This is a genomic window from Bacillus xiamenensis, from assembly GCF_001857925.1.
GTDB classification, from domain to species: domain Bacteria; phylum Bacillota; class Bacilli; order Bacillales; family Bacillaceae; genus Bacillus; species Bacillus xiamenensis.
In genome coordinates this window covers 3,394,154-3,415,240 of the sequence record NZ_CP017786.1, presented here as the reverse complement: position 1 = coordinate 3,415,240, position 21,087 = coordinate 3,394,154, and the positions used below count along the sequence as shown (strand labels likewise).

General features: G+C 41.2%; 29 protein-coding genes. 9 read left to right on the top strand and 20 right to left on the bottom strand.

Features of this window, described 5'->3' with window-relative positions:
* Positions 1-78 precede the first annotated feature (78 nt).
* From bshB2 to rarD, 4 genes are all read right to left on the bottom strand, one after another.
* Complete coding sequence (gene bshB2, locus BK049_RS17570) at positions 79-744, bottom strand: bacillithiol biosynthesis deacetylase BshB2 (RefSeq protein WP_008359998.1); 666 nt, start codon at positions 742-744, stop codon at positions 79-81.
* Between the two features lie 18 nt (positions 745-762).
* Positions 763-1,113 (bottom strand): YojF family protein, encoded by a 351-nt coding sequence (locus tag BK049_RS17565; protein ID WP_008359999.1) that lies wholly within the window; start codon positions 1,111-1,113, stop codon positions 763-765.
* Positions 1,110-1,391 (bottom strand): hypothetical protein, encoded by a 282-nt coding sequence (locus BK049_RS17560; RefSeq protein WP_008360001.1) that lies wholly within the window; start codon positions 1,389-1,391, stop codon positions 1,110-1,112. The genes BK049_RS17565 and BK049_RS17560 overlap by 4 nt, the downstream gene beginning before the upstream one ends.
* 79 nt (positions 1,392-1,470) lie before the next feature.
* Positions 1,471-2,376 (bottom strand): EamA family transporter RarD, encoded by a 906-nt coding sequence (gene rarD, locus BK049_RS17555; protein WP_071169058.1) that lies wholly within the window; start codon positions 2,374-2,376, stop codon positions 1,471-1,473.
* 95 nt (positions 2,377-2,471) lie between these two features.
* Here rarD and BK049_RS17550 point away from each other — a divergent pair, with 95 nt between their 5' ends.
* A complete protein-coding gene (locus tag BK049_RS17550; protein ID WP_008360004.1) occupies positions 2,472-2,945 on the top strand; it encodes an Hsp20/alpha crystallin family protein in 474 nt (157 codons plus the stop codon).
* Positions 2,946-2,985: 40 nt separating this feature from the next.
* Here BK049_RS17550 and BK049_RS17545 read toward each other — a convergent pair whose 3' ends face one another.
* Complete coding sequence (locus tag BK049_RS17545) at positions 2,986-3,204, bottom strand: hypothetical protein (protein ID WP_008360006.1); 219 nt, start codon at positions 3,202-3,204, stop codon at positions 2,986-2,988.
* Between the two features lie 75 nt (positions 3,205-3,279).
* A complete protein-coding gene (locus BK049_RS17540) occupies positions 3,280-3,612 on the bottom strand; it encodes a winged helix-turn-helix transcriptional regulator (RefSeq protein WP_071169057.1) in 333 nt (110 codons plus the stop codon).
* 139 nt (positions 3,613-3,751) lie between these two features.
* Between BK049_RS17540 and BK049_RS17535 the strand changes: the two genes are divergently transcribed.
* From BK049_RS17535 to BK049_RS17525, 3 genes are all read left to right on the top strand, one after another.
* The gene (locus BK049_RS17535; RefSeq protein ID WP_071169056.1) at positions 3,752-4,369 is read left to right on the top strand and encodes a nitroreductase family protein; all 618 of its coding nucleotides are present in this window, start codon (positions 3,752-3,754) and stop codon (positions 4,367-4,369) included.
* Positions 4,370-4,606: 237 nt separating this feature from the next.
* Positions 4,607-4,810, top strand: coding sequence for a DUF3311 domain-containing protein (locus BK049_RS17530; protein ID WP_008360011.1), 204 nt, complete (start codon positions 4,607-4,609; stop codon positions 4,808-4,810).
* Positions 4,810-6,303 (top strand): sodium:solute symporter family protein, encoded by a 1,494-nt coding sequence (locus BK049_RS17525; RefSeq protein WP_008360013.1) that lies wholly within the window; start codon positions 4,810-4,812, stop codon positions 6,301-6,303. Before BK049_RS17530 ends, BK049_RS17525 begins: the two co-directional genes overlap by 1 nt.
* Positions 6,304-6,524: 221 nt before the next feature.
* On the opposite strand, the gene BK049_RS17520 is transcribed toward BK049_RS17525, so the two are convergent.
* Entirely contained in the window at positions 6,525-7,910 is a 1,386-nt protein-coding gene (locus BK049_RS17520) for a S41 family peptidase (protein ID WP_071169055.1), read from the bottom strand.
* Positions 7,911-8,061: 151 nt separating this feature from the next.
* Here BK049_RS17520 and BK049_RS17515 point away from each other — a divergent pair, with 151 nt between their 5' ends.
* On the top strand, positions 8,062-8,763 hold the full coding sequence (locus BK049_RS17515) for a class I SAM-dependent methyltransferase (protein WP_071169054.1): 702 nt from the start codon (positions 8,062-8,064) through the stop codon (positions 8,761-8,763).
* Positions 8,764-8,855: 92 nt separating this feature from the next.
* Entirely contained in the window at positions 8,856-9,113 is a 258-nt protein-coding gene (locus BK049_RS17510) for a hypothetical protein (RefSeq protein WP_008360018.1), read from the top strand.
* A 253-nt stretch (positions 9,114-9,366) separates the two neighbouring features.
* Here BK049_RS17510 and BK049_RS17505 read toward each other — a convergent pair whose 3' ends face one another.
* The 5 genes from BK049_RS17505 to BK049_RS17485 form a co-directional block, all read right to left on the bottom strand.
* The gene (locus BK049_RS17505) at positions 9,367-10,194 is read right to left on the bottom strand and encodes a M15 family metallopeptidase (RefSeq protein ID WP_008358196.1); all 828 of its coding nucleotides are present in this window, start codon (positions 10,192-10,194) and stop codon (positions 9,367-9,369) included.
* 68 nt (positions 10,195-10,262) lie between these two features.
* Positions 10,263-10,958 carry a purine-nucleoside phosphorylase gene (gene deoD / locus BK049_RS17500; RefSeq protein ID WP_008358194.1) on the bottom strand — a complete coding sequence of 232 codons (696 nt, stop codon included), beginning with the start codon at positions 10,956-10,958 and terminating at the stop codon, positions 10,263-10,265.
* Positions 10,959-11,068: 110 nt separating this feature from the next.
* The gene (locus tag BK049_RS17495; protein ID WP_008358192.1) at positions 11,069-11,386 is read right to left on the bottom strand and encodes a YodL domain-containing protein; all 318 of its coding nucleotides are present in this window, start codon (positions 11,384-11,386) and stop codon (positions 11,069-11,071) included.
* Positions 11,387-11,440: 54 nt separating this feature from the next.
* A complete protein-coding gene (locus BK049_RS17490; RefSeq protein WP_008358190.1) occupies positions 11,441-12,049 on the bottom strand; it encodes a phosphatase PAP2 family protein in 609 nt (202 codons plus the stop codon).
* 51 nt (positions 12,050-12,100) lie between these two features.
* Positions 12,101-12,271, bottom strand: a complete 171-nt coding sequence (locus tag BK049_RS17485) for a YozD family protein (RefSeq protein WP_071169053.1) — start codon at positions 12,269-12,271, stop codon at positions 12,101-12,103.
* Positions 12,272-12,389: 118 nt separating this feature from the next.
* Between BK049_RS17485 and BK049_RS20015 the strand changes: the two genes are divergently transcribed.
* Positions 12,390-12,524 carry a hypothetical protein gene (locus BK049_RS20015; RefSeq protein ID WP_008358186.1) on the top strand — a complete coding sequence of 45 codons (135 nt, stop codon included), beginning with the start codon at positions 12,390-12,392 and terminating at the stop codon, positions 12,522-12,524.
* On the opposite strand, the gene BK049_RS17480 is transcribed toward BK049_RS20015, so the two are convergent.
* The 7 genes from BK049_RS17480 to cgeC form a co-directional block, all read right to left on the bottom strand.
* Positions 12,521-13,201 (bottom strand): hypothetical protein, encoded by a 681-nt coding sequence (locus BK049_RS17480; protein WP_008358185.1) that lies wholly within the window; start codon positions 13,199-13,201, stop codon positions 12,521-12,523. The genes BK049_RS20015 and BK049_RS17480 overlap by 4 nt on opposite strands.
* Positions 13,202-13,348: 147 nt before the next feature.
* A complete protein-coding gene (locus BK049_RS17475; protein ID WP_008346438.1) occupies positions 13,349-13,573 on the bottom strand; it encodes a YozE family protein in 225 nt (74 codons plus the stop codon).
* 79 nt (positions 13,574-13,652) lie between these two features.
* The gene (locus BK049_RS17470) at positions 13,653-13,934 is read right to left on the bottom strand and encodes a YokU family protein (RefSeq protein WP_008358183.1); all 282 of its coding nucleotides are present in this window, start codon (positions 13,932-13,934) and stop codon (positions 13,653-13,655) included.
* A 2-nt stretch (positions 13,935-13,936) separates the two neighbouring features.
* Positions 13,937-15,337 carry a lysine 2,3-aminomutase gene (kamA, locus tag BK049_RS17465; protein ID WP_071169052.1) on the bottom strand — a complete coding sequence of 467 codons (1,401 nt, stop codon included), beginning with the start codon at positions 15,335-15,337 and terminating at the stop codon, positions 13,937-13,939.
* 117 nt (positions 15,338-15,454) lie between these two features.
* On the bottom strand, positions 15,455-16,831 hold the full coding sequence (locus BK049_RS17460) for a sigma-54 interaction domain-containing protein (protein WP_071169051.1): 1,377 nt from the start codon (positions 16,829-16,831) through the stop codon (positions 15,455-15,457).
* 156 nt (positions 16,832-16,987) lie between these two features.
* Positions 16,988-18,283, bottom strand: coding sequence for a glycosyltransferase family 2 protein (locus tag BK049_RS17455; protein WP_051009114.1), 1,296 nt, complete (start codon positions 18,281-18,283; stop codon positions 16,988-16,990).
* Positions 18,284-18,303: 20 nt separating this feature from the next.
* A complete protein-coding gene (cgeC, locus tag BK049_RS17450; RefSeq protein ID WP_008358174.1) occupies positions 18,304-18,624 on the bottom strand; it encodes a spore maturation protein CgeC in 321 nt (106 codons plus the stop codon).
* A 206-nt stretch (positions 18,625-18,830) separates the two neighbouring features.
* On the opposite strand from cgeC, the gene BK049_RS17445 reads away from it, so the two are divergent.
* Together BK049_RS17445 and BK049_RS17440 are read left to right on the top strand one after the other, a co-directional pair.
* Entirely contained in the window at positions 18,831-19,232 is a 402-nt protein-coding gene (locus BK049_RS17445; protein ID WP_008358173.1) for a hypothetical protein, read from the top strand.
* Between the two features lie 15 nt (positions 19,233-19,247).
* Positions 19,248-20,210 carry a CgeB family protein gene (locus BK049_RS17440; RefSeq protein ID WP_071169050.1) on the top strand — a complete coding sequence of 321 codons (963 nt, stop codon included), beginning with the start codon at positions 19,248-19,250 and terminating at the stop codon, positions 20,208-20,210.
* 20 nt (positions 20,211-20,230) lie between these two features.
* On the opposite strand, the gene BK049_RS17435 is transcribed toward BK049_RS17440, so the two are convergent.
* Positions 20,231-20,953: an acylneuraminate cytidylyltransferase family protein gene (locus tag BK049_RS17435; protein WP_008358168.1), complete on the bottom strand. Its 723-nt coding sequence runs from the start codon at positions 20,951-20,953 to the stop codon at positions 20,231-20,233.
* Positions 20,954-21,087: the final 134 nt, after the last annotated feature.

Here is a 21,087-nt window from a genome sequence, read left to right as displayed (position 1 = left end):
AGGTATTTAGACAATAAAGGAGGCTGTCGATATGTTGACGACAGCCCGAGAAAGCTGACTTCGGCCAGCTCTTTTTATTTAGTCATTCCATTGATACGTCCAGAAAATTTCTTCATCGAACCATTTTTGGACGACAGGTTCTTTGTTTTTCAGCTTTTGTTCAAGCTCTCTTAGCATGCCTTCTGTTTGTGTTCTATGCGCTCTTAGTGCGTTTAATTTGATATCTGCTACATCTGTAATATCAATCACAATATCGGCATTTCCCAGCACTTCTTCTCGATTTTTCGTAATGGCCATGCAGTATGTGACGGGACGGTCTTCTTTTTTCTTGCGGTATAGAGCACGAATGACCGCTTCACCTGTCGCATCATGATCAGGGTGTACACCATGCCCTGGATAAAACGTGACAATAAGTGTTGGTTTCACGTCATCAATGATGTTTTCCATCACATCGGCCAAATACTCATCATCTTCAAATTCTAACGTTTTATCGCGAAGGCCAAGCATACGTAAATCCGTGACATCCATTTCTTTACATGCATTGATTAATTCCTGTTTTCTTAATTCAGGTAGTGTCTCACGGTTAGCGTATGTCGGGCTTCCCATATTTCTTCCCATTTCTCCAAGTGTTCCGCATGCATACGTCACTGGAATTCCACGTTTTCTGCTTTGCGCGATGAGCCCTGCGACCCCAAAGGATTCATCGTCGGGGTGAGGCAGCATCACAAGTACATGTTCGTTCATCAGTTGTCACCCTTTCTCCTACACCTGAAATGGTGTTTCACTAATTTGTAATGAGATCGCTAGTTTTCCATCTGGCAGATGCCCTGCTAACAGCAAGCGGCCTTGGTCATCAAACACGTAGTCGGTCAAACCTTCTGCGTAAATCCAGCCATCTTCCGTTTTCATTCCCACACGGTATGGACCTTGTCCTTTTATTTTTGCCTGTGAATAGACGACTTTCGCATTGCGGATATACGCCACGACCGTCATGTTTTGTTCATTCACATGAGCTGAATAAGAACCAGTTGTCGTTTCAAGATGAACGAAGACTGGACGATTTAAAAACGATTCAAGATGTGCTGTGACATCTTCCGTTTGAATTGGTTTCATGAGTGGTTCCTTCCTTCATTTTGAATTAGTTCTCGCAGCTTTTTCGTATGTAAGCTGATCAGCTGCAGCTGATGATCCTGCTTAACAGCACTCTCTAATATTCTCTCCACAGCGAGCACGTACTTTTGATGCAAAGATTTTCTTGCACGCGGATGGGTGCGTGCATCGAGTAAATCATCACATATGGCCTCGTGTAAAGAAGACATATCATCGACTTGAAGCTGACGATTTTTCCATAAAGACCTGTAAGCGAATACTAGCTCATTGGCTGATGACATGTGATCACCCTCTACAGTTTTGGTAACAACTTATTATGACATGATCCGCCTTCAAAAAAAAGCAAACTGCTTGTTCTCTTTAATGAGAATTCGCTGTTTTTTTCATTCGTATTTGCGAGGTGGTAAATAAGAAAATCGCTGTCCAAATACAGAGAAACGTCACGATTTTAGCCGCAGATAAATGTTCGTGATACACAAACAGACCTAAGAACAACGTAATCGTCGGTGCAATATATTGCAAAATGCCCACTTGATAAAGTGGAATTCTTTTTGCCCCTTCAGAAAATAAAAGAAGCGGAACAGCTGTAAAGACCCCTGCAAAAAATAACAGGCCAAGAGAACCGAAGCTGCTCGGATGCATTGTCACAACTGGTTCTTTTAAGAAAAATAATAAGTAAACAAGTGTAGCCGGCGCAAGAAGAAGCGTTTCAATCGTTAGTCCAATGGCACTTGTAAAACTCATCCTCTTTTTAATCAAGCCATAAAAACCAAAGCTAAAGGCTAATAAGAAAGCAACAACTGGGAATGAACCGTACTGAACTGTTGAAATGATCACGCCAGCAGCGGCGACGAGAATTGCGATTGTTTGCATTTTATTCATTCGTTCTTTCAAGAAAATGATGCCTAGTAAAACTGATACAAGTGGATTAATATAATACCCCAAACTCGCTTCTAGCATGAGATCATGATTCACGGCCCAAATGTACACATACCAGTTAACCGAAATTAAAATAGCAGATAAAAGTAAGGAGAAAAATGCTTTTCCGTCCATCATCAGACCCTTCACAGTCTGCATCGCTGGACGGACTTGCTTTAAATAAAGGAGAATACCGCACATAAAAATAAATGACCATACGATTCTGTGCGCTAAAATTTCGCCTGACGAAATATGTTCCATCAGTTTCCAATATAATGGGAACAGCCCCCATAATGTAAAAGATGCCGCAGTATATAAGACACCTTTTGATTGATGTTGTTCGTTCAATCTAACCATTCCTTTCTAAACCTATCGTATATTATAGCACGCACTCCGCTGAATGGGCATATACTAATTCAGGGCATTTAGAAAGGATGATTTGCATGTTTGACTGGAACCGATTATTCCCTTTTCAAAAACAATTTTCAAAAGAAGCCTTAAAAAATTCAGATCCTAAAGATGTTGAGCAATATGTCAATCAAGTGATGGAAAGTGTATTCGGCTCCAATTATTCTGCTCAGTTCCCCTTTCAGGATCCGCTGTCTCAGCAGAAAAAAACGAGAGAGCCCGATGTTAAAAAAGAGAAAGAGCCGAATGTTGAAGTGTTCGAGACAACTGATCACGTGTTTGTCAAAATAGAGCTTGCTCGTCCAAACACTGAAAAAGTAAAAATCAGACATACAGCTAATCTACTCTTTATTGATCATTTTCCAGAAGAGAATGAACAAAAGAAGGTGGTCCTGCCTGCTGCTGTGAAAAGAAAAGGAACGAAGGCTTCGTATCAGGATGGTATTTTAGAAATTATGTTTTTAAAGCATGATGATCCGGGGATTTCTGAAATAGATATTCCATTATAAAAAGCCTGCTTTCGTATGGGAGCAGGCTTAGTCTTTTTTCTTAATAATATGGTGGATATCCGCCGCCATATGGTGGTGGAACAGGCGGTGGTGGTGGTGGGTAATATGGACGAGGATAATTAAAAATCGCACTTCCTAGAAATCCGCCAAGCAGTCCGCCGACTAAAGGAGCGCCAAAACCAAAAAACAAAGGGACTCTGGATTCAAACGGCGGAATGCCAGGGGCGCCGCCTCGAAAATACGGAGTATGAGGGTACATGCATTTCTCCTCCTTTGTCATGTGCCTAACATCAGCATATTCATCAGGAGACAAAACGTTTGGGCAAACCTGAAACTAGGCTTGCTCTTTTTTTTCATGAGATCCGGCATACTCCCCTGCCCAGCGCGATACTTCTCCAAACACATCGTTTAATGCATTCCCTTTTTCGGTTAAGGAATAGATGACTTTCACAGGCATTTCAGGCAGCACAATGCGCTCTATAATTCCTTCTTGTTCAAGCTCTTTTAAGCGTTCTGCGAGCATTTTTTGACTGATAGATGGAATCATATCCGTCAGGTCTTTAAACCGCTTTGGACCATCAAGCAATACATGAATAATGAGACCATTCCACTTTTTCCCAAGAAGTAAAAAAGCTTGCTGAATGTGTGGGCATAATTGGAATTCCATATATTTCAGCCTTTCTTTTCATGAATGTTTGACAAATTAACGGTATACAATTTAAAATGTCTCTAGTTACAATAAGTAAGTTTCTCACTTTTTTATTTATTGTACCATACTATTTGCACAAACGGGAGGAAATATCCATATGGCGACCGATCAAAAAACGATTGACATTTTAAAAGAAAGAGCTTCAGTAAAAGAGTATGATACAACTCATGAAATGACAAAGGAAGAGTTAACAGAGCTTCTTGATATCACAACAAAAGCACCATCTGCATGGAACCTTCAACATTGGCATTTCACTGTTTTCCATAGTGCTGAATCAAAAGCAAAGCTTCTTCCAATTGCTTACAACCAAAAACAAGTTTCACAAGCATCCGCTGTCATTGCTGTGCTAGGTGACCTTGAAGCCAATAAAAATGGCGAAAAAATTTACAGTGAGCTAGCAGAGCAAGGGTTCATCACAGAGGACATTAAAGAAACACTGATGACGCAAATCAATAGTGCTTACCAAAGCGAGCAATATGCACGTGAAGCTGCCTATTCAAATGCTTCGTTAGCAGCCATGCAATTAATGATTGCGGCAAAAGCTATGGGATATGATACTTGCGCAATGGGCGGTTTCAGCAAAGAAGCTTACATAAAAGAATTCAATGTGAGCAGCCGCTACGAACCAGTTATGTTAATTTCTGTCGGAAAAGCAGCAAAAGAAGCTCATAAAAGCAATCGTTTTGACATCGAAGAAGTATCTGATTTCCTATAAAAAACGGCACAGTCCCAGCTTCATGCTGGGGCTTTTTTATTTGCATTAAATATTATTCCTCCATACTTATTTTCAAGATTCCCTTTACCGTACTTCGCTCTTTCTCTCTTTTCCAAAATGAAAGCGTTATATTAGTATGATATTCACAAAAATGATTGTTTTTTCTGAAAATGGTCTTGTGATCTAATCTGACAACTGCTATTATTATGAAATTACAAAATATTAGAGGAGGAACACATGAATAAAAAATTGATGCTGGCACTACTCATCGCGATTCCATTCATTGGGCAGCTTGCACTGCTTCCCTTGGTGAATCGTATTCATCCATTTGTGATTGGGCTGCCTTTTTTCCACTTCTGGCTCTTACTATGGATTGTTCTTACACCTATTTGCACATTTATCATTTACAGGATGCAACATTCAACTGGAGGAACTGACTGATGCAAGGAAATTTAACAGCTTTATTGATTACTGCAAGTATTATTTTCATCGTCGTGGTCATCGGATTTGCCGCTGGTCGTGACAAATCGTCAAGACAGACAGTAGAAGAATGGTCTGTCGGCGGAAGAAAATTCGGCGGGCTGCTCGTCTGGTTCCTTGTTGGCGCAGACTTATACACAGCCTATACCTTTTTAGGGCTAACAAGTACAGCTTATACAGCTGGAAGTGTGGCTTTTTTCGCTATCCCCTATTCGGTTCTTGCTTATTTTATTGCTTATTTCTTCTTACCGAAACTTTGGACGGTTGCGAAAAATCACAAGCTGACAACACTTGCTGACTATGCACGTGAGCGGTTTGACAGCAAGCTGTTATCCAGTTTAATTGCCATTATCGGTGTACTGATGCTGATTCCATATATTTGTCTGCAGCTAAGCGGCATTCAAGATACGCTAACTGTCGCTGGAACGAGTTATATTAATGTGAATGCAGTTGTTGTGATTTCATTTATTTTAGTCGCGCTTTATACGTTTTTCAGTGGGATTAAAGGGCCTACATATACAGCCATTATTAAAGATATTCTTGTTTGGGTGATCATGCTTTTTATGGTGGTTTCTCTGCCTATTATTCATTTTAACGGCTGGACACCAATGATGAATACGTTAGCTAAAGAGGCGCCGCAGCTTCTAACGATACCTGAAGGCGGTCCTAAAGGCATTTTATGGTTTATTACCGCTTCAGGCGTTTCTGCACTTGCTTTGTTTATGTGGGCACATGCAGCTACTGGGGTATTTACAGCGAAAAGCGCAGATGCCATCCGGAAAAACAGCATCTTTTTACCCCTTTACAACATTGTGCTGATTTTGGTCATTTTCCTTGGATTTATTGCATTTTTGGTCTTACCAGAAGATACAAATCCTAGATTTGCACTTCTTCATTTAATTCAAACGTCATATGGAGGCGTGATGCAGGGGCTTGCCTATTCAACGATTGCACTTGCTTCACTCATTCCATGCTCGATCATGGCCATTGGCGCGTCGAATTTATTTGCGAATAATTTATACCGTGACTTAATCCATCCAAATGTGTCACCTAAACGGTTAACCATCATTACACGTTCAATGGTATTTATCGTCATTGGGCTTGCTCTTTTATTCGGTATGCTGTTCCCAACTGCGCTTGTTACGCTTCAGCTGATCGGTGTTTCAGGAATGGTTCAAATTTTCCCGGCGATTGCGATCAGCTTGTTCTGGAAAAAACAATCTAGAGAAGCAACCATTGCTGGGCTTGTCGCAGGAATTATCGTTACTTTCACAGCCAATATCACACAAGTGACGTTTGGCCTTTATGAGGGCTTTCTCGGTTTACTAGCGAACGTTCTTATCATCTTGATATTGAATCCGTTCTTCCAGAAAAATGTCACATCTAACTCCGTGACAAGCGATCTGTTTGAAAATGGCAGTGAACAAGTAGAACCGGTAGCCAATAAAGCGTAAGCAGAAGAAAAAAGCAGTCCCCTGATAAGAACTGCCCAGCGTGTAGACAAACCCTCGCATTCCCGGGAACGAATGTCAAATTCGCTCCGCACCGGTACTCGTCCTTCCTAGAATGCAAAGGTTTTCAGGTCACGCTAAAAAGAAGACAAAGGGCTAAAATCAAGTTCATTTTAGCCCTTTGTCAACCATCTGAGCGCTCTTCTAATCGAAGAGTGCTTTTTCTATTTCATTTCTTTTTTCAACACTTCAATGGCTTTTTTCATTTGCGTATCATTTTTCTTTAGCTTCTCTTGGATCTTTGTCATCAGTACCGTCGTTGTGTCGCCTGTGAGAATACCGTCTGCCTTCAGATCGTGATCAGTTTGGAAGCTTTTCAAGATCGACTGGAATGCTTGATCATACTCTCCATTTGCTTTTGCTTTGTAGCCAAGCGCTTGGAACATTTTTTGAGCCGCTTTGACTTCATCTCCATGATCATTCAGCTGATACGTCTTTTTTGGGCTTAAATATGGCAGCTTCGCATAACTCGGTAGAGATGCTTTTATCTGTGGTTCAATGCCTTTTTTGTGAATCCAAGAGCCGTTTGGTGTCAGCCATTTGGCGATCGTTAATTTCACACTAGAACCATCATTATAGCTTTGGGCATTCTGAACAGTCCCTTTACCAAATGTCTTTTCACCAACAATTTGAATACCTGATGATTGGTGCAGAGCTGCCGCCATGATTTCAGCAGCACTAGCTGATCCGCCGTTTACTAGGACAACAGCCGGCTGCTGAACTTTTCGTTCTTTTTCCGCTTTGTACACTTGTTTCTTCCCTTTTTCTTCAACCTGCATAATGACTTTTCCTTTATCAATAAAGTCATTACTCATTTCAATCGCTTCAGTCATGATGCCGCCTGGATTATCTCTTAGGTCAATCACAAAACCTTTTGCACCTTTTTTCTGGAGGTCATCAATCGCTTTGTCTAGCTCCTTAGATGTCGTTTCAGCAAAAGAAGTAATTTGGATTTCTCCTATTTTATCTTTTGTTAGTTTTGTATAAACCGTTTCAAGAGGAATGGTGTCTCTTGTAATATTCACGTCCACGTTTCCAACACCTTGACGATTCAGACTTAGCTTGACATCCGTTCCTTTTTTCCCTCTGATGAGAGATACCGCTTTATTGACTGACATGCCTTTTGTGCTTTTTCCATCCACTTTTAAAATACGATCATGAGGTTTCAAACCAGCTTTTTCAGCAGGAGAGCCTTTAATCGGTGCGACAATTAAAATTTGTCCATCCTTTTCTTCTACTTGTGCACCAATTCCTTCAAATGAGGAAGAAATGGTGTTGTTAAACCCTTCGGCTTCCTCCTGATCCATATATGTAGAGTATGGATCATCAAGTGATGCAATCATTCCTTGAATCGCACCATCTACTAGTTTTTGATCATCCGTTTTTTCGTAATACTCATTTTTGACCTTCGTATAAGCAGCCATGAGTTTACTAAACTTCTCATCTCCTGAGACACTGACAGCACTTTGTTTTGTGATCACAAATGTAATCGATGAGGAAAGCGCTGCTGTCACCAGAATGGCTAGCACGAACTTGAATTGTTTTTTCAAAAAAACACCACCTTTATCTCCTTTCATTATTATCAAGGACGATTCTTCATCCGTCAACCAAAGGATCAAACTTCTATTTGAAAAGATAAGCCATTTGACCCTGGATTGCATAATCTTTAGAGAGAAACATGATAAGGAAAGAAGGGATTCCATGAGTGATTATGTAGAAATGCTTGCCTATTTTGGTGTATCAGGTGCTCATCCTGGTGGAATAGAGTTAACAAAAACGATGATCGAGCAAATGAACTTGAAGCCTGATGATCATATACTGGATACTGGATGCGGTACAGGACAAACAGCCGCATATTTAGGGCATTTAGGTTATCAGGTGAAAGCGATTGATACTCATCCGTTGATGATTAAAAAGGCTAACCTTCGATTCGCGCGTGAAAAACTGCCGCTCCATGCCCTGCAAGCTTCTATTGAACAACTACCATTTGCTGATGCATCGTTCTCTCTAGTGATCAGTGAATCTGTATTAAGCTTCACCCATTTACAGTCTGCACTTGCAGAGATTAAACGGGTACTTGCTCCTGGAGGTCAATTGATCGCTAATGAGGCTGTGTTAAAAGCACCGCTCACACCAAAAGAACAGGCAGCTGTTCGAGAGTTTTACGGGTTTCACTCCCTCTTTTCACTTTCAGAATGGAAAGAACAGTTAACATTGGCAGGATTCCGCGATATTCGGATTCTCTCTTTTGATGAGCACATGGTGCAGGAGGAGCCTACTACAGAAATGGAACTATCTGAACAAATACCACCGTCTCTTTACGATACACTGCAAACACACTATGAGCTTATTGGAGCCCACCGAGAAAACCTAAGTCACATTTTATTTGAATGTACAGTATAAAATGAGCGAATCTCCTATATGTTTTGTCCAAACTCTATGAAGTCTCTCGCATAGGATAAGAGTGAAAAGAGTTTATCATAAGGAGGTAAAACATGGAGCGCTACTACAAGCTTTGTCAGCAGCATATGGGAAAAGTGGCTAGAATCACTGATCGTAATGGCAGAGTACATGTTGGACGTATTGAGCGGGTGACAAACCGCAAAGTCTATATCCGTCCAATCGGCGGGTCCCGCGGGGGCTTTGGCTTTGGATATTACGGAGGTTATTATGGCTGGGGCTGGGGTGCAGCTTACGGCATTGGCCTCGGTTTTATTACCGGCTTCGCATTAGCAGGTTTGTTCTTTTTTTAAAAAGACAATAAAAGAAGGCCTCCCCATAAGCTGGGAGGCCTTTCAGATTGTTGACAAAGGGCTAAAATGATCTTGATTTTAGCCCTTTGTCTTCTTTTCAGCGTGACATGAAAACCTTTGCAGTCTAGGAAGGACGAGTACCGGAGCGGAGCGAATTTAAGATTCGTGAGCACCGGCACGCAGGACTGACAAAGAATGCGAGGGTTTGTCTACACGCTGGAAGGCCTCCCCATAAGCTGGGAGGCCTTTTTTGTTATACTTTCTTGACTTTGTTCATGTACTCTTCGAATGTTAAGTCGTGATCATGCATCGCTTTTGCGGCTTCTTTCCCTACATAGCGCAGGTGCCACGGCTCATATTCATATTTTGTGATGTCTTCTTTTCCTTTTGGATAACGGATGATAAAGCCATATTTATAGGCATTTTTGGCGACCCATTTGCCATCAGGTGTTTCACCAAATTTTTCAGAAATCTCAAAACCGGCACTTTTTGAGGAAATGTCTATTGCAAGACCTGTTTGATGTTCACTTTCGCCTGGTAATGCTACGGCTTCTTGGGCTTTTTCTTTCCCTTTTAATTTGACTTCACTATCAAAAATAACTTTTTGACGATCATAGGAGCGATAGCCAGATACAGCGGCCAGCTCGAAGTTTTTCTTTTTCGCACCTTTGAATAATTTCTCAAGTGCCTCCGCTGCTACTTTCCGAATATATCGTTTTTCAATATCCTCTGTAAAAGAGAATTCTACTTTTGGTACAACGAGATCAGAAGGTTTATAGGTTCCTGGCAGTGCGTATTCTTTGTTGACAAGTGCGAGCACATTTTCAGGATTTTGAATGGTTTTCAGCCCGCTAACAACCTTGATGTCATTGAAATATTCACTCTTTAACGTCAGCTCTTGATTAGATGAATCTGCCGTATCATTTGAGTTTTGCTGGGACGATGAACTTTGAGTTTTTTGTTCGCTTGTTTTGTTGGATTCACTGGTACCGCTTTTTTGATCCAGCAACTGGCAGCCTGATAATGCGGCCGTCAAACCAAGAATCGATGCGATTGAGAGTATTTTATAGCTTTTCTTCATGACATACCTTCCTTTTGCTCTACTAAAAAAATAAAGATGCGCTACGTCGTAGCACATCCTTTATACTATTATAAAACAGACTCTAGTGCAATTAAGATCATTTCGTCAAACGTTGTTTGGCGCTCTTCAGCAGTTGTTTCTTCTCCTGTTAGCACATGATCACTCACTGTCAAAATCGACAACGCTTTTCTGCCAAATTTTGCAGCGAGCGTATAAAGAGCTGTTGTCTCCATTTCAATCGCTAGAATTCCATATTGATCCATCAGCTCAAGTGGTTTTTCATTATAAAATTGGTCTGCGGTAAACACATTCCCAACACGCACAGCTACATTTTTTGCTTCGGCTGTGTCATAGGCTTTCTTCAGAAGATCAAAATCTGCGCAAGGCGCATAATCAATCGGTCCAAATGCCACACGGTTCATTTGAGAATCTGTTGATGATGTTTGAGCTAAAATGACATCACGCACATTGACGTCCTTTTTGATCGCTCCGCAAGAGCCAACACGAATTAAGTTTTGAACATCATAGCTTTGGATCAGCTCATTCACATAGATCGAAATAGACGGTACGCCCATTCCAGTGCCTTGTACAGAAATACGCTTCCCTTTATACGTTCCAGTAAAGCCATACATGCCGCGCACTTCGTTATAGCACACAACATCTTCTAAATATGTATCTGCAATATATTTCGCACGAAGCGGATCACCTGGCAGCAATACCGTTTCTGCAATTTGTCCTTTTTCTGCTCCAATATGTACACTCATTTGTCAGCCTCCACTTACATTTAACATGTATTTAGTCCCATTTATTATAAACGATTGAGGGGAAAAAGAAAATACCAGCTGGATGTGAGGCTGGCATCATCAGTTTATATTTAACTCATCGTCATTAGGCGTTCACTGCGTTTCCATCCTGTCGGAAAGAGCTGATAATAGCACTTCCCTTTTTTCTGATCATCAATCACAACGATATCCCCTGTTGAGATGAACCGTGCATTGTAATCATTAGGGACTGTATCTTGTACATTAAATGTCGAGAATGCTTTTTCCAGTACATCAAGGTGTGTCCTGCCGCCAATCTTTGTCCGGTACACAGGCTGATGCCCGCTTACAGCACCATATTCAGGTGTTTGGTAAATGGTTAAGTGATATGCTGAAGGTTTCTTTTGAAAAAATCTCAACGTCAATTGCATTCAAATCCCTCCCCTTTTATATAAAATTAGCTGGGATTTGTTAATTTCCTTCTTCTAATTTTGTCGAATGCCGGACAATTTTTCGTCAATCTTTTTACATATGAGAAATAAAGCTAGTCCGATCGCAAAGCCCCCTGCTACATCCGTCAAATAATGTACACCGATATACATCCTGCTGATGCCAATCATCAGCACACATAATCCTGTCACCATATAGACCGCTTTTTGTCTTTTTTTGAGCCATGGAATCATCTCAATTAATAGATATGCGATAAACGGATAGATTGTTGCTGCATTCATTGAATGACCGCTCGGAAAGCTGTAATATGTTTCATTCACTAGATGATCAAAGGCTGGACGCTCTCTAGCAAAAAGCCCTTTCAGTTCATGATTGATCGCCCTTTCTGAAATATAGAGCAGAAAAAGCAGCATGATAGAGTAGTAGCGTTTATACGCGAGCAGCACCACACTAAAGATGAGCATGATTGGGACAAGCAGTGCACTGATGCCAAAATCAGTCAAAGTGAGCATGACGTCATTTAAAAAAGGAAGTCTCATGTTCTCAAACGATAAGATGATCTGGTTGTCCAATTTTTGAAACACACCAGATACCATAAGCGCAGCGATGGCGCCAAATATCATGAAAAGAATGATCACATACACGCTAAAGTATTCCCCTCCCTTTCTACTCAGAATCTCTTCAAAGTATAGTGCCTACCAAGCGTCTTCTTCAACTATCATTGCTTTCCTCAGCATATATTCAAATGTGATATCAGCAAGCTCAAATGTTTCCAGCTCAGATGGTATGTACCCTCTTTTGACCAGCTCCATGTAGAAGTATTCTGCAATTTCCTCTGTATCAATCACCAAATCAGCTTCTTTCATTGCTTTAGCCTCCTTTTTTATGATGTATGAACGCTCCCTTATTTTTATTACAGTTTGTCATAATGGCTCATTCCATACATATAAATGCAGTAAACACAAAGAAAAGGGGCTTGAGACAATGAAATGGTTAAGCATATTAGATGGAGATACTTTTGATCAAGTGATGGGCCGTATCTTGAGGGGATGGTTTTATGTGATTGCTTTTTTCTGTGTCCCTTATTTTTTATTCGTGTTAGGACAAGTCTTTCTTTAACCAAAATGTTCGTTTAAGCTTTCCAAAATAAAGTCCATCATATCCTTGTATTCTGGGTCCTTAAAAAATTCATAGAGAATTTTATAATCATTGTAAATGTCAAGAAGCTCATCCACTATAGATACAGCGAGGAATTCTAGTGTGGCTTCGCTTTCTTGTTTCTCTTCTAACTGTAATAGTGCCGTCTGCACCATATCTTCTTCTATTTCTTTTGAGGTCTCCCCAACGTAATGCACAAAAAGAAGCTGATGGACAAACTGGTCCATCTCATATTTCCTTAGGACAAGCGTCAAGTCTTCCTCTTCTGTTTCCAGCCATTCTCCGTCTTTTAACCTCGTGAGTTCGTAAATCACATCTTCCCAGCCATCTTCAAGGTAGCGCCAAATTTCAGTCCGATGGCCAATGATTTTAAACAGCTCTTTTCCGTAATCTTTTACATATACAACATCGCCAATGAGGAACTCATATTCAATGTCCAGCTTTTCTGTATCCACAATCACCCCGTCGTACTCGTCATAAAGCTGAAGTGATGTTTCAAAATAAAGCACCTCATTATGATTGACCTCATATAGATAGTGCTGGTCAATTTGATGGACTTTTGTTATCGTTCCAACAGTGCCGTACATGACAACGACGACAATATCCCCTACTTTATATTTTGGTGCTTTCGCCTTCATTTTGTCTCCCCCTTGCCCGACTTTTGGTCTTAACGTATCGTATGCCGGCGCAAGGAATTCTGCATGGGCAACCACACCATGCAAAACGCCATTTTATTTCCCCAATAAAAAACCGCTTCTCCCATACGGAACAAGCGGTGTTATGTGTTATTTTTTTTTGACTTCTACTTCGTATTGCTCAAATGCTTCGTCAAATGTCGTCATAGAGCTTAAATAGTCCCCATTTAACTCTAAATACGCACACAGCTCATGATAATCAGTGGAAGCTTTAGGGAAGCTGTGATCTTCATAAGCAGCATTGGCAAAATGACTGATGTCATCTTTCGGTTTTGGATGTCTGTACTTCATTAAATAGTGGTAAAACGACTTCACCTGTAATTCCCTCCGCGACACTCTGTTTTGTTGTTATATTATACAGGAAATTGATGACTTGTATAGGCGGAGGTACAACTTATGATGAAAAATCAAAGTAATTTCGCTTTAATAATCGCTTCATACTCATTAATTCTTCATATGAGATTTTTTCGGGCAGCTTTGTTTGATCGACTAAAATCAATTGATCTTCTATCTCTTTTACCGTTTCATCCTTCTGATAGGTCATGCCGCAATGCGTGCAGGAGATTGAGGGCGTTTCAATTATTTCAATTGACTGTGTGCCGGTGATCAGCTCCCAATAGACCGTTGTCTGCTCTTCATTTGCTTTCTTCTCCTCACACCAATCACATGTCAGCAACGTTATTTCTCCTCCTTTACGGTTTGTTCTTTTTTGAGCTGCGCTTGATATTTCTTTTCTTTTAATTCATCTCGCTTTTCACGTTTATTTTTGAGCGTATCGTGTTCAGGATTTGTCTCATACGACGCTCTTCGTTTCATTCGGCTTAAATTTTCAGGTGTAAAGGATTTGGCCTCATCCTGAAATAAAGCGGTCACACCGATTGCCGGTTCTTTCTTCTTTTCGTAAATTTCATTAAAATATGCATCCGCCTGGCCAGCGACGTAATGTTCTGGCTCTGGATATGAGGTAATGACACCTTCAAAGTTACGAAGAACGACTTTTTCAGGGCTTTGTGACAATAAATAATTTGGCTGTAAGGCGATCTTGCCTCCTCCTCCTGGCGCATCTACAACAAAGCTTGGCACGGCATAACCACTCGTATGTCCTCTTAGGCCTTCAATGATTTCAAGACCTTTTGAGACGGGTGTTCTAAAGTGGCCGATGCCCTCAGATAAATCACATTGATAAATATAATAAGGTCTGACGCGAATCTTCACGAGATCATGCATCAGCTTTTTCATAATCGGTACACTGTCATTAATCCCCGCAAGGATCACAGCCTGATTGCCTACAGGGACACCGGCATTGACAAGACGTTCACACGCTTCTTTTGCTTCTTTTGTGATTTCAATGCTTGTATTGAAATGGGTATTCAGCCAAACCGGATGATATTTTTTCAGAATCTCACACAGTTCATCCGTAATTCGCTGCGGAAAGACAACCGGAGCACGAGTACCAATTCGAATGATTTCAACATGAGGAATATCTCGTAAGTTTTTCAAAATGTATTCAAGCACTTGATCATTGATTAAAAGCCCGTCACCACCTGAAATTAACACATCCCGCACTTCAGGTGTTTCTCTAATATAGCCAATTGCCGCATCTAGTTGCTTTTTCGGTACGCCCATGCCGATCTGACCGGAAAAACGTCTTCTCGTACAATAGCGGCAGTACATGGAGCACTGATTTGTCACAAGAAACAGCACACGATCTGGATAGCGGTGCGTTAGACCCGGGACAGGTGAATCCTCGTCTTCATGAAGCGGGTCTTCCAGGTCATATTTGGTTTTATGAAGCTCCTCTGCAATTGGTACAGACTGCATACGGATTGGACATCTTGGATCGTCTGGATTCATCAGTGAGGCATAGTAGGGTGTAATGTTTAGTGGAATGGTTTTGGTGGAAATCTTCACCCCTTCTTTTTCCTCTTCTGTTAAGTTCACGACTTTTTCTAAATCATCAAGCGTTTTAACAGTATGCGTCAGCTGCCAAATCCAGTCGTTCCATTTCTCCTCAGGGACATCCTTCCATAGCTCAATGTCCTTCCAGTGTCGCGCCGGTTGATACAGTTTCTGATTCATATCCATTCCCCCTATCAGCATTCACTTTATACTATGCAAGTTATGTGCCAACATGGGAAAATGCCCCTACTCTTTACAAAAGGAGCTTTTTCCGTGGTATTCAATTTTTTGAGGTGCCTACTTTTCGGCACCTGCATATTTTTTCATTTTATACTGCAGTGTTTGTCGAGGAATCTTTAAGGCTGCGGCAGTTTGCTTAATATTCCCAGCATGCTTTCTTAAAGCTTCTTGGATCAGCGTTTGTTCAAATGAAGTCACTTGAGTTTTTAATGAGGACTCAGGCGGGCTCTTATCTACCTTGTGCGTTCGTAAATGAGCAGGAAGATACGCCGGGGTTATTTCTACCGCTTCCTTTGGCATCATCAAAACGGCATGCTCAATGGTATGTTTTAGTTCTCTCACATTCCCTGGCCACTGGTGAGCCATAAATAATTGGGTCGTTTCTTCAGAAAGACGGGTCACATGTTTAGAAAATTGCTGATGATAGGTTTGAATAAAGTGGCGGGATAACAGCTGGATATCATGCTTTCTCGCACGAAGTGGCGGGATATGAAAAGATGACACATGCAGTCTATAAAACAAGTCTTCTCTTAAAATTTGCTTTTTAACCGCTTCAAATGGGTCTACATTCAGTGCAGTTATGACTCTGACATCCACTTGAATGGCCTTTGAATCACCTATGCGGCGGACAACACCATCCTCTAAAACACGCAGTAGTTTTGTCTGCAATGTAAGCGGCATCGCCTGCAGCTCATCAAGAAAAAGTGTACCCCCATCTGCTAATTCAAACAGCCCCTTGCGATCAACGGCGCCCGTATAGCTCCCTTTGACAGATCCGAATAAAAGGCTCTCAAGTAATGACTCTGGAAGCGCCGCGCAGTTTTGCGGGATGAAGACCCGGTCTTTTCGGTCAGATTCATGGACTATGGCTTGTACGAGTACTTCTTTTCCAGTCCCTGTTTCCCCGTAGACAACAACGGATGAAGGATATGCAGCAGCTTTTTTAACCTTGTCAAGCGTCTCTTTTAAGTGTGAATCATTTGTTAAAAATGAAGAAAAATCATGCATTTGATCAATTTCAGTGACTCCATCTGATCGTTTTTTTTGATCTAAACGATTCGAGAGCGCTGACAGCTTTGAAACATCTTTGGCTACTTCTACTGCGCCTATTAACTTGCTGCCTTCTATAATGGGCAATGTGGTGTTGACCGTTTCAATTTTTTCTCCATTTTTATTCAAATAGGTTTGTAAAGAATGATAAATGGGCTTTCCTGTTCTGAGCACATGCATGAGTGTACTTGTTTTTTCAGTTAATGATGGATACACATCCAGGATGAATTTGCCAACCACCTCTTTTTTATCTAAACAGTCAAACTTCGCTGCGTTATGATTATAAAAAATGGTGACCCCCTGATCGTCTACAACATGAATCGCTTCGTCGATGGCTTCTAAAATTAATTCAAACCAATCCGCTCTTTCGACAACCTTCCCCATTTCTTCCCCCTCGCTTTCTATGCCGAAAACCCGGCATCCATTGCCCAATTTTCAGCGGCTTGATCATGTTCATATCGTTCCCCTACCCTTTTCACGTTTCGCTTTTTCCTTTCGATCTCCTGCTTTTTTTGTCTATTCTAAAAAAAAGCACCCCTCTTATGAGGAGTACTTTCGCCCTGATGTTTGATAAAGAGACATGTCGAATTCTTGCAGTGATTCCATATACAGCGGCACAATTGGCTTCCCTTCTGGAAAAAAGGCAAATTGAGAGGGATACAGCTTGATTGGCTGATGGTAAAACGCAAATAACTTCACTACCTCAGGTACAATCCGGCAAAAGGTGTCATGTACCAGTAAATAGATATCTTGTTTCCATTTAAACAGCCGTCTGTTTGGCGGGCTGAAAACAGGCGATACTTGAATAATGCTGCCATCCTCAAACGTCTCGAGCTGTTCATTTGAAATGGTGTATATCTCATTTGGGTGAAACTGAAAGTATTGTACATCACGTTTTGAAGCAAATCGTCTTTTTTTCTGATGTTCAATATAATAAAACGTTTTTCCGTAATCTGCGGTGACGACTGTATCATTTGGCACTGTGAGCATTTCTCTTATTTCATATTTCATCGTACATAACGATGGCACACGAATCGCACGCCTGTTCTTTCCATTGACCCAGCGCCTGTCAATTCGATGAAGATATCCGTGAGCGATCTGATAATAATCTCCACCCTTTTCGATCACGGTTCCATCAATTAAATCATAGGGCATACTTGAAAACATATGATGGAATGATTGTGGTGTTTTATATGTGATATCAAGTATTTCTTTTAATGGAAAGAACGCAGCAAAATGATTTAGCCTCTTCCAAAAAACGGAGTCTCCATGATGCCAATGTTTCGGATCATCAGCCCAGTATTGTCCGTATTGATCATGAATAAGTGGAAGCAATCGCCTTCTGTGCATGACCGAACAATGGTCGACTTGAAAGGACGCATGCTCTAACACTTGTTCTGCTTCTCGGACGAAGCTCCCCGTTTCCATCGAATGCTGATTCACCTGCACGACACGCTGCGAGGAATACACGATATCGATGTCAGGGTTCGACTGAAAAACATCCACCATTTTCTCTAAACGATCTTTCCGGTACACCGTATCATCAGTTAAATAACAAACCAGCTCGCCTGTTATACGTGTTAAAGCTTCATTAATAAGCGTCGCATACCGTACGGTCGTCAGCCGATTTGCAGGATGAATTTGATGCGAATACAACTGGATGCGCTCATCGTCTAAAAAAGGCTCGATCTTTTGAATCGTTTCTTGTTCTGACCCATCATCCATAATCAAAAGCTCCCAATGCTGATACGTTTGTTCCACCATACTCCTTAGCACACGATCAATGAAATCAGGTTTATTATAGCTTGTTAAAATCACTGATACTTTCATGATCACATTATCCTTTTTTAAATAGATTAAAAAGCTCCCCAGCTGACAATGTTCACGTAAGGAACACTCACTCTTAGCTGATTTGTCGCATTTTTAAAGACTGCCACTGAATCAAACAATTGCACGACAATTACGTTTTGCAGCACATCTCCGTTGACTAAATGAACACGCGGTACCGGAATGCCCAGCTCAAGCCATGAACGCAGCAATTCTTTGATTTCTGACGCACTTTCTTCCTCACTTCCCTCTAAAAGACGAAGAAGAAGTAAAATCAACATCACTTCAAGGACTCCTTCTGCTTCTAGTAATTCTTCGTTCCAGCCACTTAATAATTGTTCAAATTCCATTCAAAATCCCTCTCTCTTCTCCTTTGATCTTTACTAGAGTATGAGATTCACTTCATTTAGCATCAGCACTTGAGAACATTTTAAAAAATGTGTGAAATCATTAAATGAAAAAAGAACAAGGAATGAGCATTCTGCTTATACCAAAAAAAGAGAACAGCATATACATAATGGTGTGTTTGAAAGGATGAAGAAAGGATGGGGAAAAGATGAGCGAAAAGCGTGCCGAATTAAAAAAAGAGCTATTAAAGCTGTTTTTCCAACCGCTTAGTCATGCATTAACAGCCAATCTCGAAGAAGGAGGAGTTCAAGTGGAAGAAAAATTAAACAATTTATTTAGTGAGGTGGCAGTCGAGGCATCCGCGACAGGTTCTGCTGCAGCACTCAACACTTCTCAAGCAGCAAGATGGATTTTTGCAAGACTTGCACCAGGCACAGTCATTAGCATTGTGATGGACTCAGGAGACTTAATCGGTCCAGTTCAATTCGTATCATTCGATGCTTCAGCGGGTATTGTTTTCGTCACACAAGAAAGCTCTGTGACACCTACAGGCTCTGCAACGACTCTATTAGATGTAGATAAAGTTGAAAGTGTTACGTTCACATCTTAATGTGAGAGGGCCATCATGAAGCTTCTTTATATCAGCTCTGGCTACGGTGGAATCTATCGGCATTTCGATCAATGGATAGAAGAAAGCTTCATTGATTCCCCGTTTTCCTGTATCAAAATGGAAAGAGAATCTCTCCTCGATCATATGCACAAAATCCGGACATTTTCTCCGGATTTTGTTTTCATGATGATCGGTGACCATGTTCCAAAAGACTTGCTTCATCAATTCAAACAAGAAAAGATCCCGATCGTGCTGTGGATGACAGAAGACCCTTTTTACACAGATGTGTCAGCTGCTTGCGCAGGTGATGCACAGCTGATCTTAACGATTGACGAAGGTGCTTTGTCATTTTACAAACAACTTGGCGCTAATCACTCGCACTACTTTCCTATTCCGACAAACACAAAAGTATTTCAAAAAAAAGAATCCCTGCTTGAGACGCGCATCTATGACATTGCACTCATTGGCTACCCTTACCCAAACCGCATCAAAGCCATCCATACACTCTTACATCAAAACAAATGGCGTATTCTCGTTGCAGGTAAAGAATGGCATCGTCAGTTGAATAAATCACGCAGACGATATCGTGATGTAACACTGATGACCCATTGGCTGAACCCACAGCAAATAGCAGAGATCTATCAAACATCAGCCATTGTTCTAAATCCGCACAGGCCGGCACAATTTGCCTATAATCAAAACAAAGCCATGGTTCAAAATACGAGCCTGAACAACAGAGCGTTTGATATCGCTGCAAGCGGACGCTTTCAATTGACGGACCTGAAACCGCCGCAGGCATTTTCAAGCTTTGCTTTTTACACAGATGAGAACGATTTGATTGAACAGGTCGAGTATTATATCACCAACGTTGAAAAAAGACAGTCGGTCGCGCAGAATAATTACGAGCAGGTCGTTCGCTGGAACACATTTGATACGCTGCCATACAGACTTTATGAAATAACCAAAAGCGCCCTATGACCGGGCGCTTTTCTTACTGATTATACCGTTCCTTCTGCATCTTGCCGAGCCAATAAAACGCTCTCTGCCTTTTTCCGATCTGCCTCATTTAGGACAACAAGCGATTGCTCACGATCCATCATATACGCTCCAACAGATCCTTCTAAAAAGGAATGAATGCATTCTTTTGCATAAGGAACATGAAACGCATAGACAGCACCATTTAAACGCCCATACGTATAAGGGTGGTCATGTGTTGGAATGAAAAAATAATGATTGTCCTTATAAAGGTTCGCTTCATTGGTTTCATGAAGTGTCCACGTTTCATTCGGGTTTTCTAACGCCTCTGTGAAAGAAGCCGTACAATCAAATCCCCCTTCGACTAGCAGCTTCAAGCAGTTCTCAATATCTTCCGGCTGCCTTAGTGGTGATAAAGGAGGCAGATACAACACAATATCAAATGTCTTCCCCTCTCGTTCTAAATAAGCAAGCGCATGCTTCACAGCCAGTATAGCAGGTGTTTGTTCGGTCACATGTGTGCTTGGCAGCTCAATCACATTTGCCCCGTAGTGAGACGAAATGATTTGAGTATTCACATCCTCTGAAGATACGATGACTTCATCTAATTCAACCATTTGTAATAACGGCTGAATGGTCCAATAGATCAGCGGACGCTCCGCTACTACACGAATGTGTTTTGAATGATGAGTTTGCTGGCCGCTAAAAGCTGGTATCATGGCTAAAATACGATTTCCCCTATACATGTATGATCTTCTCCCCTCGTGCAGCCCAGTATCCTGCAAAAAAGCTTTTCCATTACGCTGAGCTGATCGCAGTACTGAAGTGTTCACGATTCTCGTTTTTCTACTTGTTCTTCTATCTCTACATATTCTATTAA

Bases quoted from the DNA above. Each gene is read 5' to 3' on its own strand.
- BK049_RS17550 (WP_008360004.1), top strand. From the start codon at position 2,472: ATGTTTGACTGGAACCGATTATTCCCTTTTCAAAAACAATTTTCAAAA.
- BK049_RS17435 (WP_008358168.1), bottom strand. From the start codon at position 20,953: ATGTATAGGGGAAATCGTATTTTAGCCATGATACCAGCTTTTAGCGGC.
- BK049_RS17460 (WP_071169051.1), bottom strand. From the start codon at position 16,831: ATGGGGAAGGTTGTCGAAAGAGCGGATTGGTTTGAATTAATTTTAGAA.
- BK049_RS17510 (WP_008360018.1), top strand. From the start codon at position 8,856: ATGGAGCGCTACTACAAGCTTTGTCAGCAGCATATGGGAAAAGTGGCT.
- BK049_RS17560 (WP_008360001.1), bottom strand. From the start codon at position 1,391: ATGTCATCAGCCAATGAGCTAGTATTCGCTTACAGGTCTTTATGGAAA.
- kamA (WP_071169052.1), bottom strand. From the start codon at position 15,337: ATGAATCAGAAACTGTATCAACCGGCGCGACACTGGAAGGACATTGAG.
- BK049_RS20015 (WP_008358186.1), top strand. From the start codon at position 12,390: ATGAAATGGTTAAGCATATTAGATGGAGATACTTTTGATCAAGTGATG.
- BK049_RS17565 (WP_008359999.1), bottom strand. From the start codon at position 1,113: ATGAAACCAATTCAAACGGAAGATGTCACAGCACATCTTGAATCGTTT.
- deoD (WP_008358194.1), bottom strand. From the start codon at position 10,958: ATGAGTGTACATATTGGAGCAGAAAAAGGACAAATTGCAGAAACGGTA.
- BK049_RS17440 (WP_071169050.1), top strand. From the start codon at position 19,248: ATGAAGCTTCTTTATATCAGCTCTGGCTACGGTGGAATCTATCGGCAT.
- BK049_RS17540 (WP_071169057.1), bottom strand. From the start codon at position 3,612: ATGGAATTCCAATTATGCCCACACATTCAGCAAGCTTTTTTACTTCTT.
- cgeC (WP_008358174.1), bottom strand. From the start codon at position 18,624: ATGGAATTTGAACAATTATTAAGTGGCTGGAACGAAGAATTACTAGAA.
- BK049_RS17495 (WP_008358192.1), bottom strand. From the start codon at position 11,386: ATGCAATTGACGTTGAGATTTTTTCAAAAGAAACCTTCAGCATATCAC.
- bshB2 (WP_008359998.1), bottom strand. From the start codon at position 744: ATGAACGAACATGTACTTGTGATGCTGCCTCACCCCGACGATGAATCC.
- BK049_RS17480 (WP_008358185.1), bottom strand. From the start codon at position 13,201: ATGAAGGCGAAAGCACCAAAATATAAAGTAGGGGATATTGTCGTCGTT.
- BK049_RS17545 (WP_008360006.1), bottom strand. From the start codon at position 3,204: ATGTACCCTCATACTCCGTATTTTCGAGGCGGCGCCCCTGGCATTCCG.
- BK049_RS17505 (WP_008358196.1), bottom strand. From the start codon at position 10,194: ATGAAGAAAAGCTATAAAATACTCTCAATCGCATCGATTCTTGGTTTG.
- BK049_RS17525 (WP_008360013.1), top strand. From the start codon at position 4,810: ATGCAAGGAAATTTAACAGCTTTATTGATTACTGCAAGTATTATTTTC.
- BK049_RS17485 (WP_071169053.1), bottom strand. From the start codon at position 12,271: ATGAAAGAAGCTGATTTGGTGATTGATACAGAGGAAATTGCAGAATAC.
- BK049_RS17445 (WP_008358173.1), top strand. From the start codon at position 18,831: ATGAGCGAAAAGCGTGCCGAATTAAAAAAAGAGCTATTAAAGCTGTTT.
- BK049_RS17530 (WP_008360011.1), top strand. From the start codon at position 4,607: ATGAATAAAAAATTGATGCTGGCACTACTCATCGCGATTCCATTCATT.
- BK049_RS17535 (WP_071169056.1), top strand. From the start codon at position 3,752: ATGGCGACCGATCAAAAAACGATTGACATTTTAAAAGAAAGAGCTTCA.
- BK049_RS17515 (WP_071169054.1), top strand. From the start codon at position 8,062: ATGAGTGATTATGTAGAAATGCTTGCCTATTTTGGTGTATCAGGTGCT.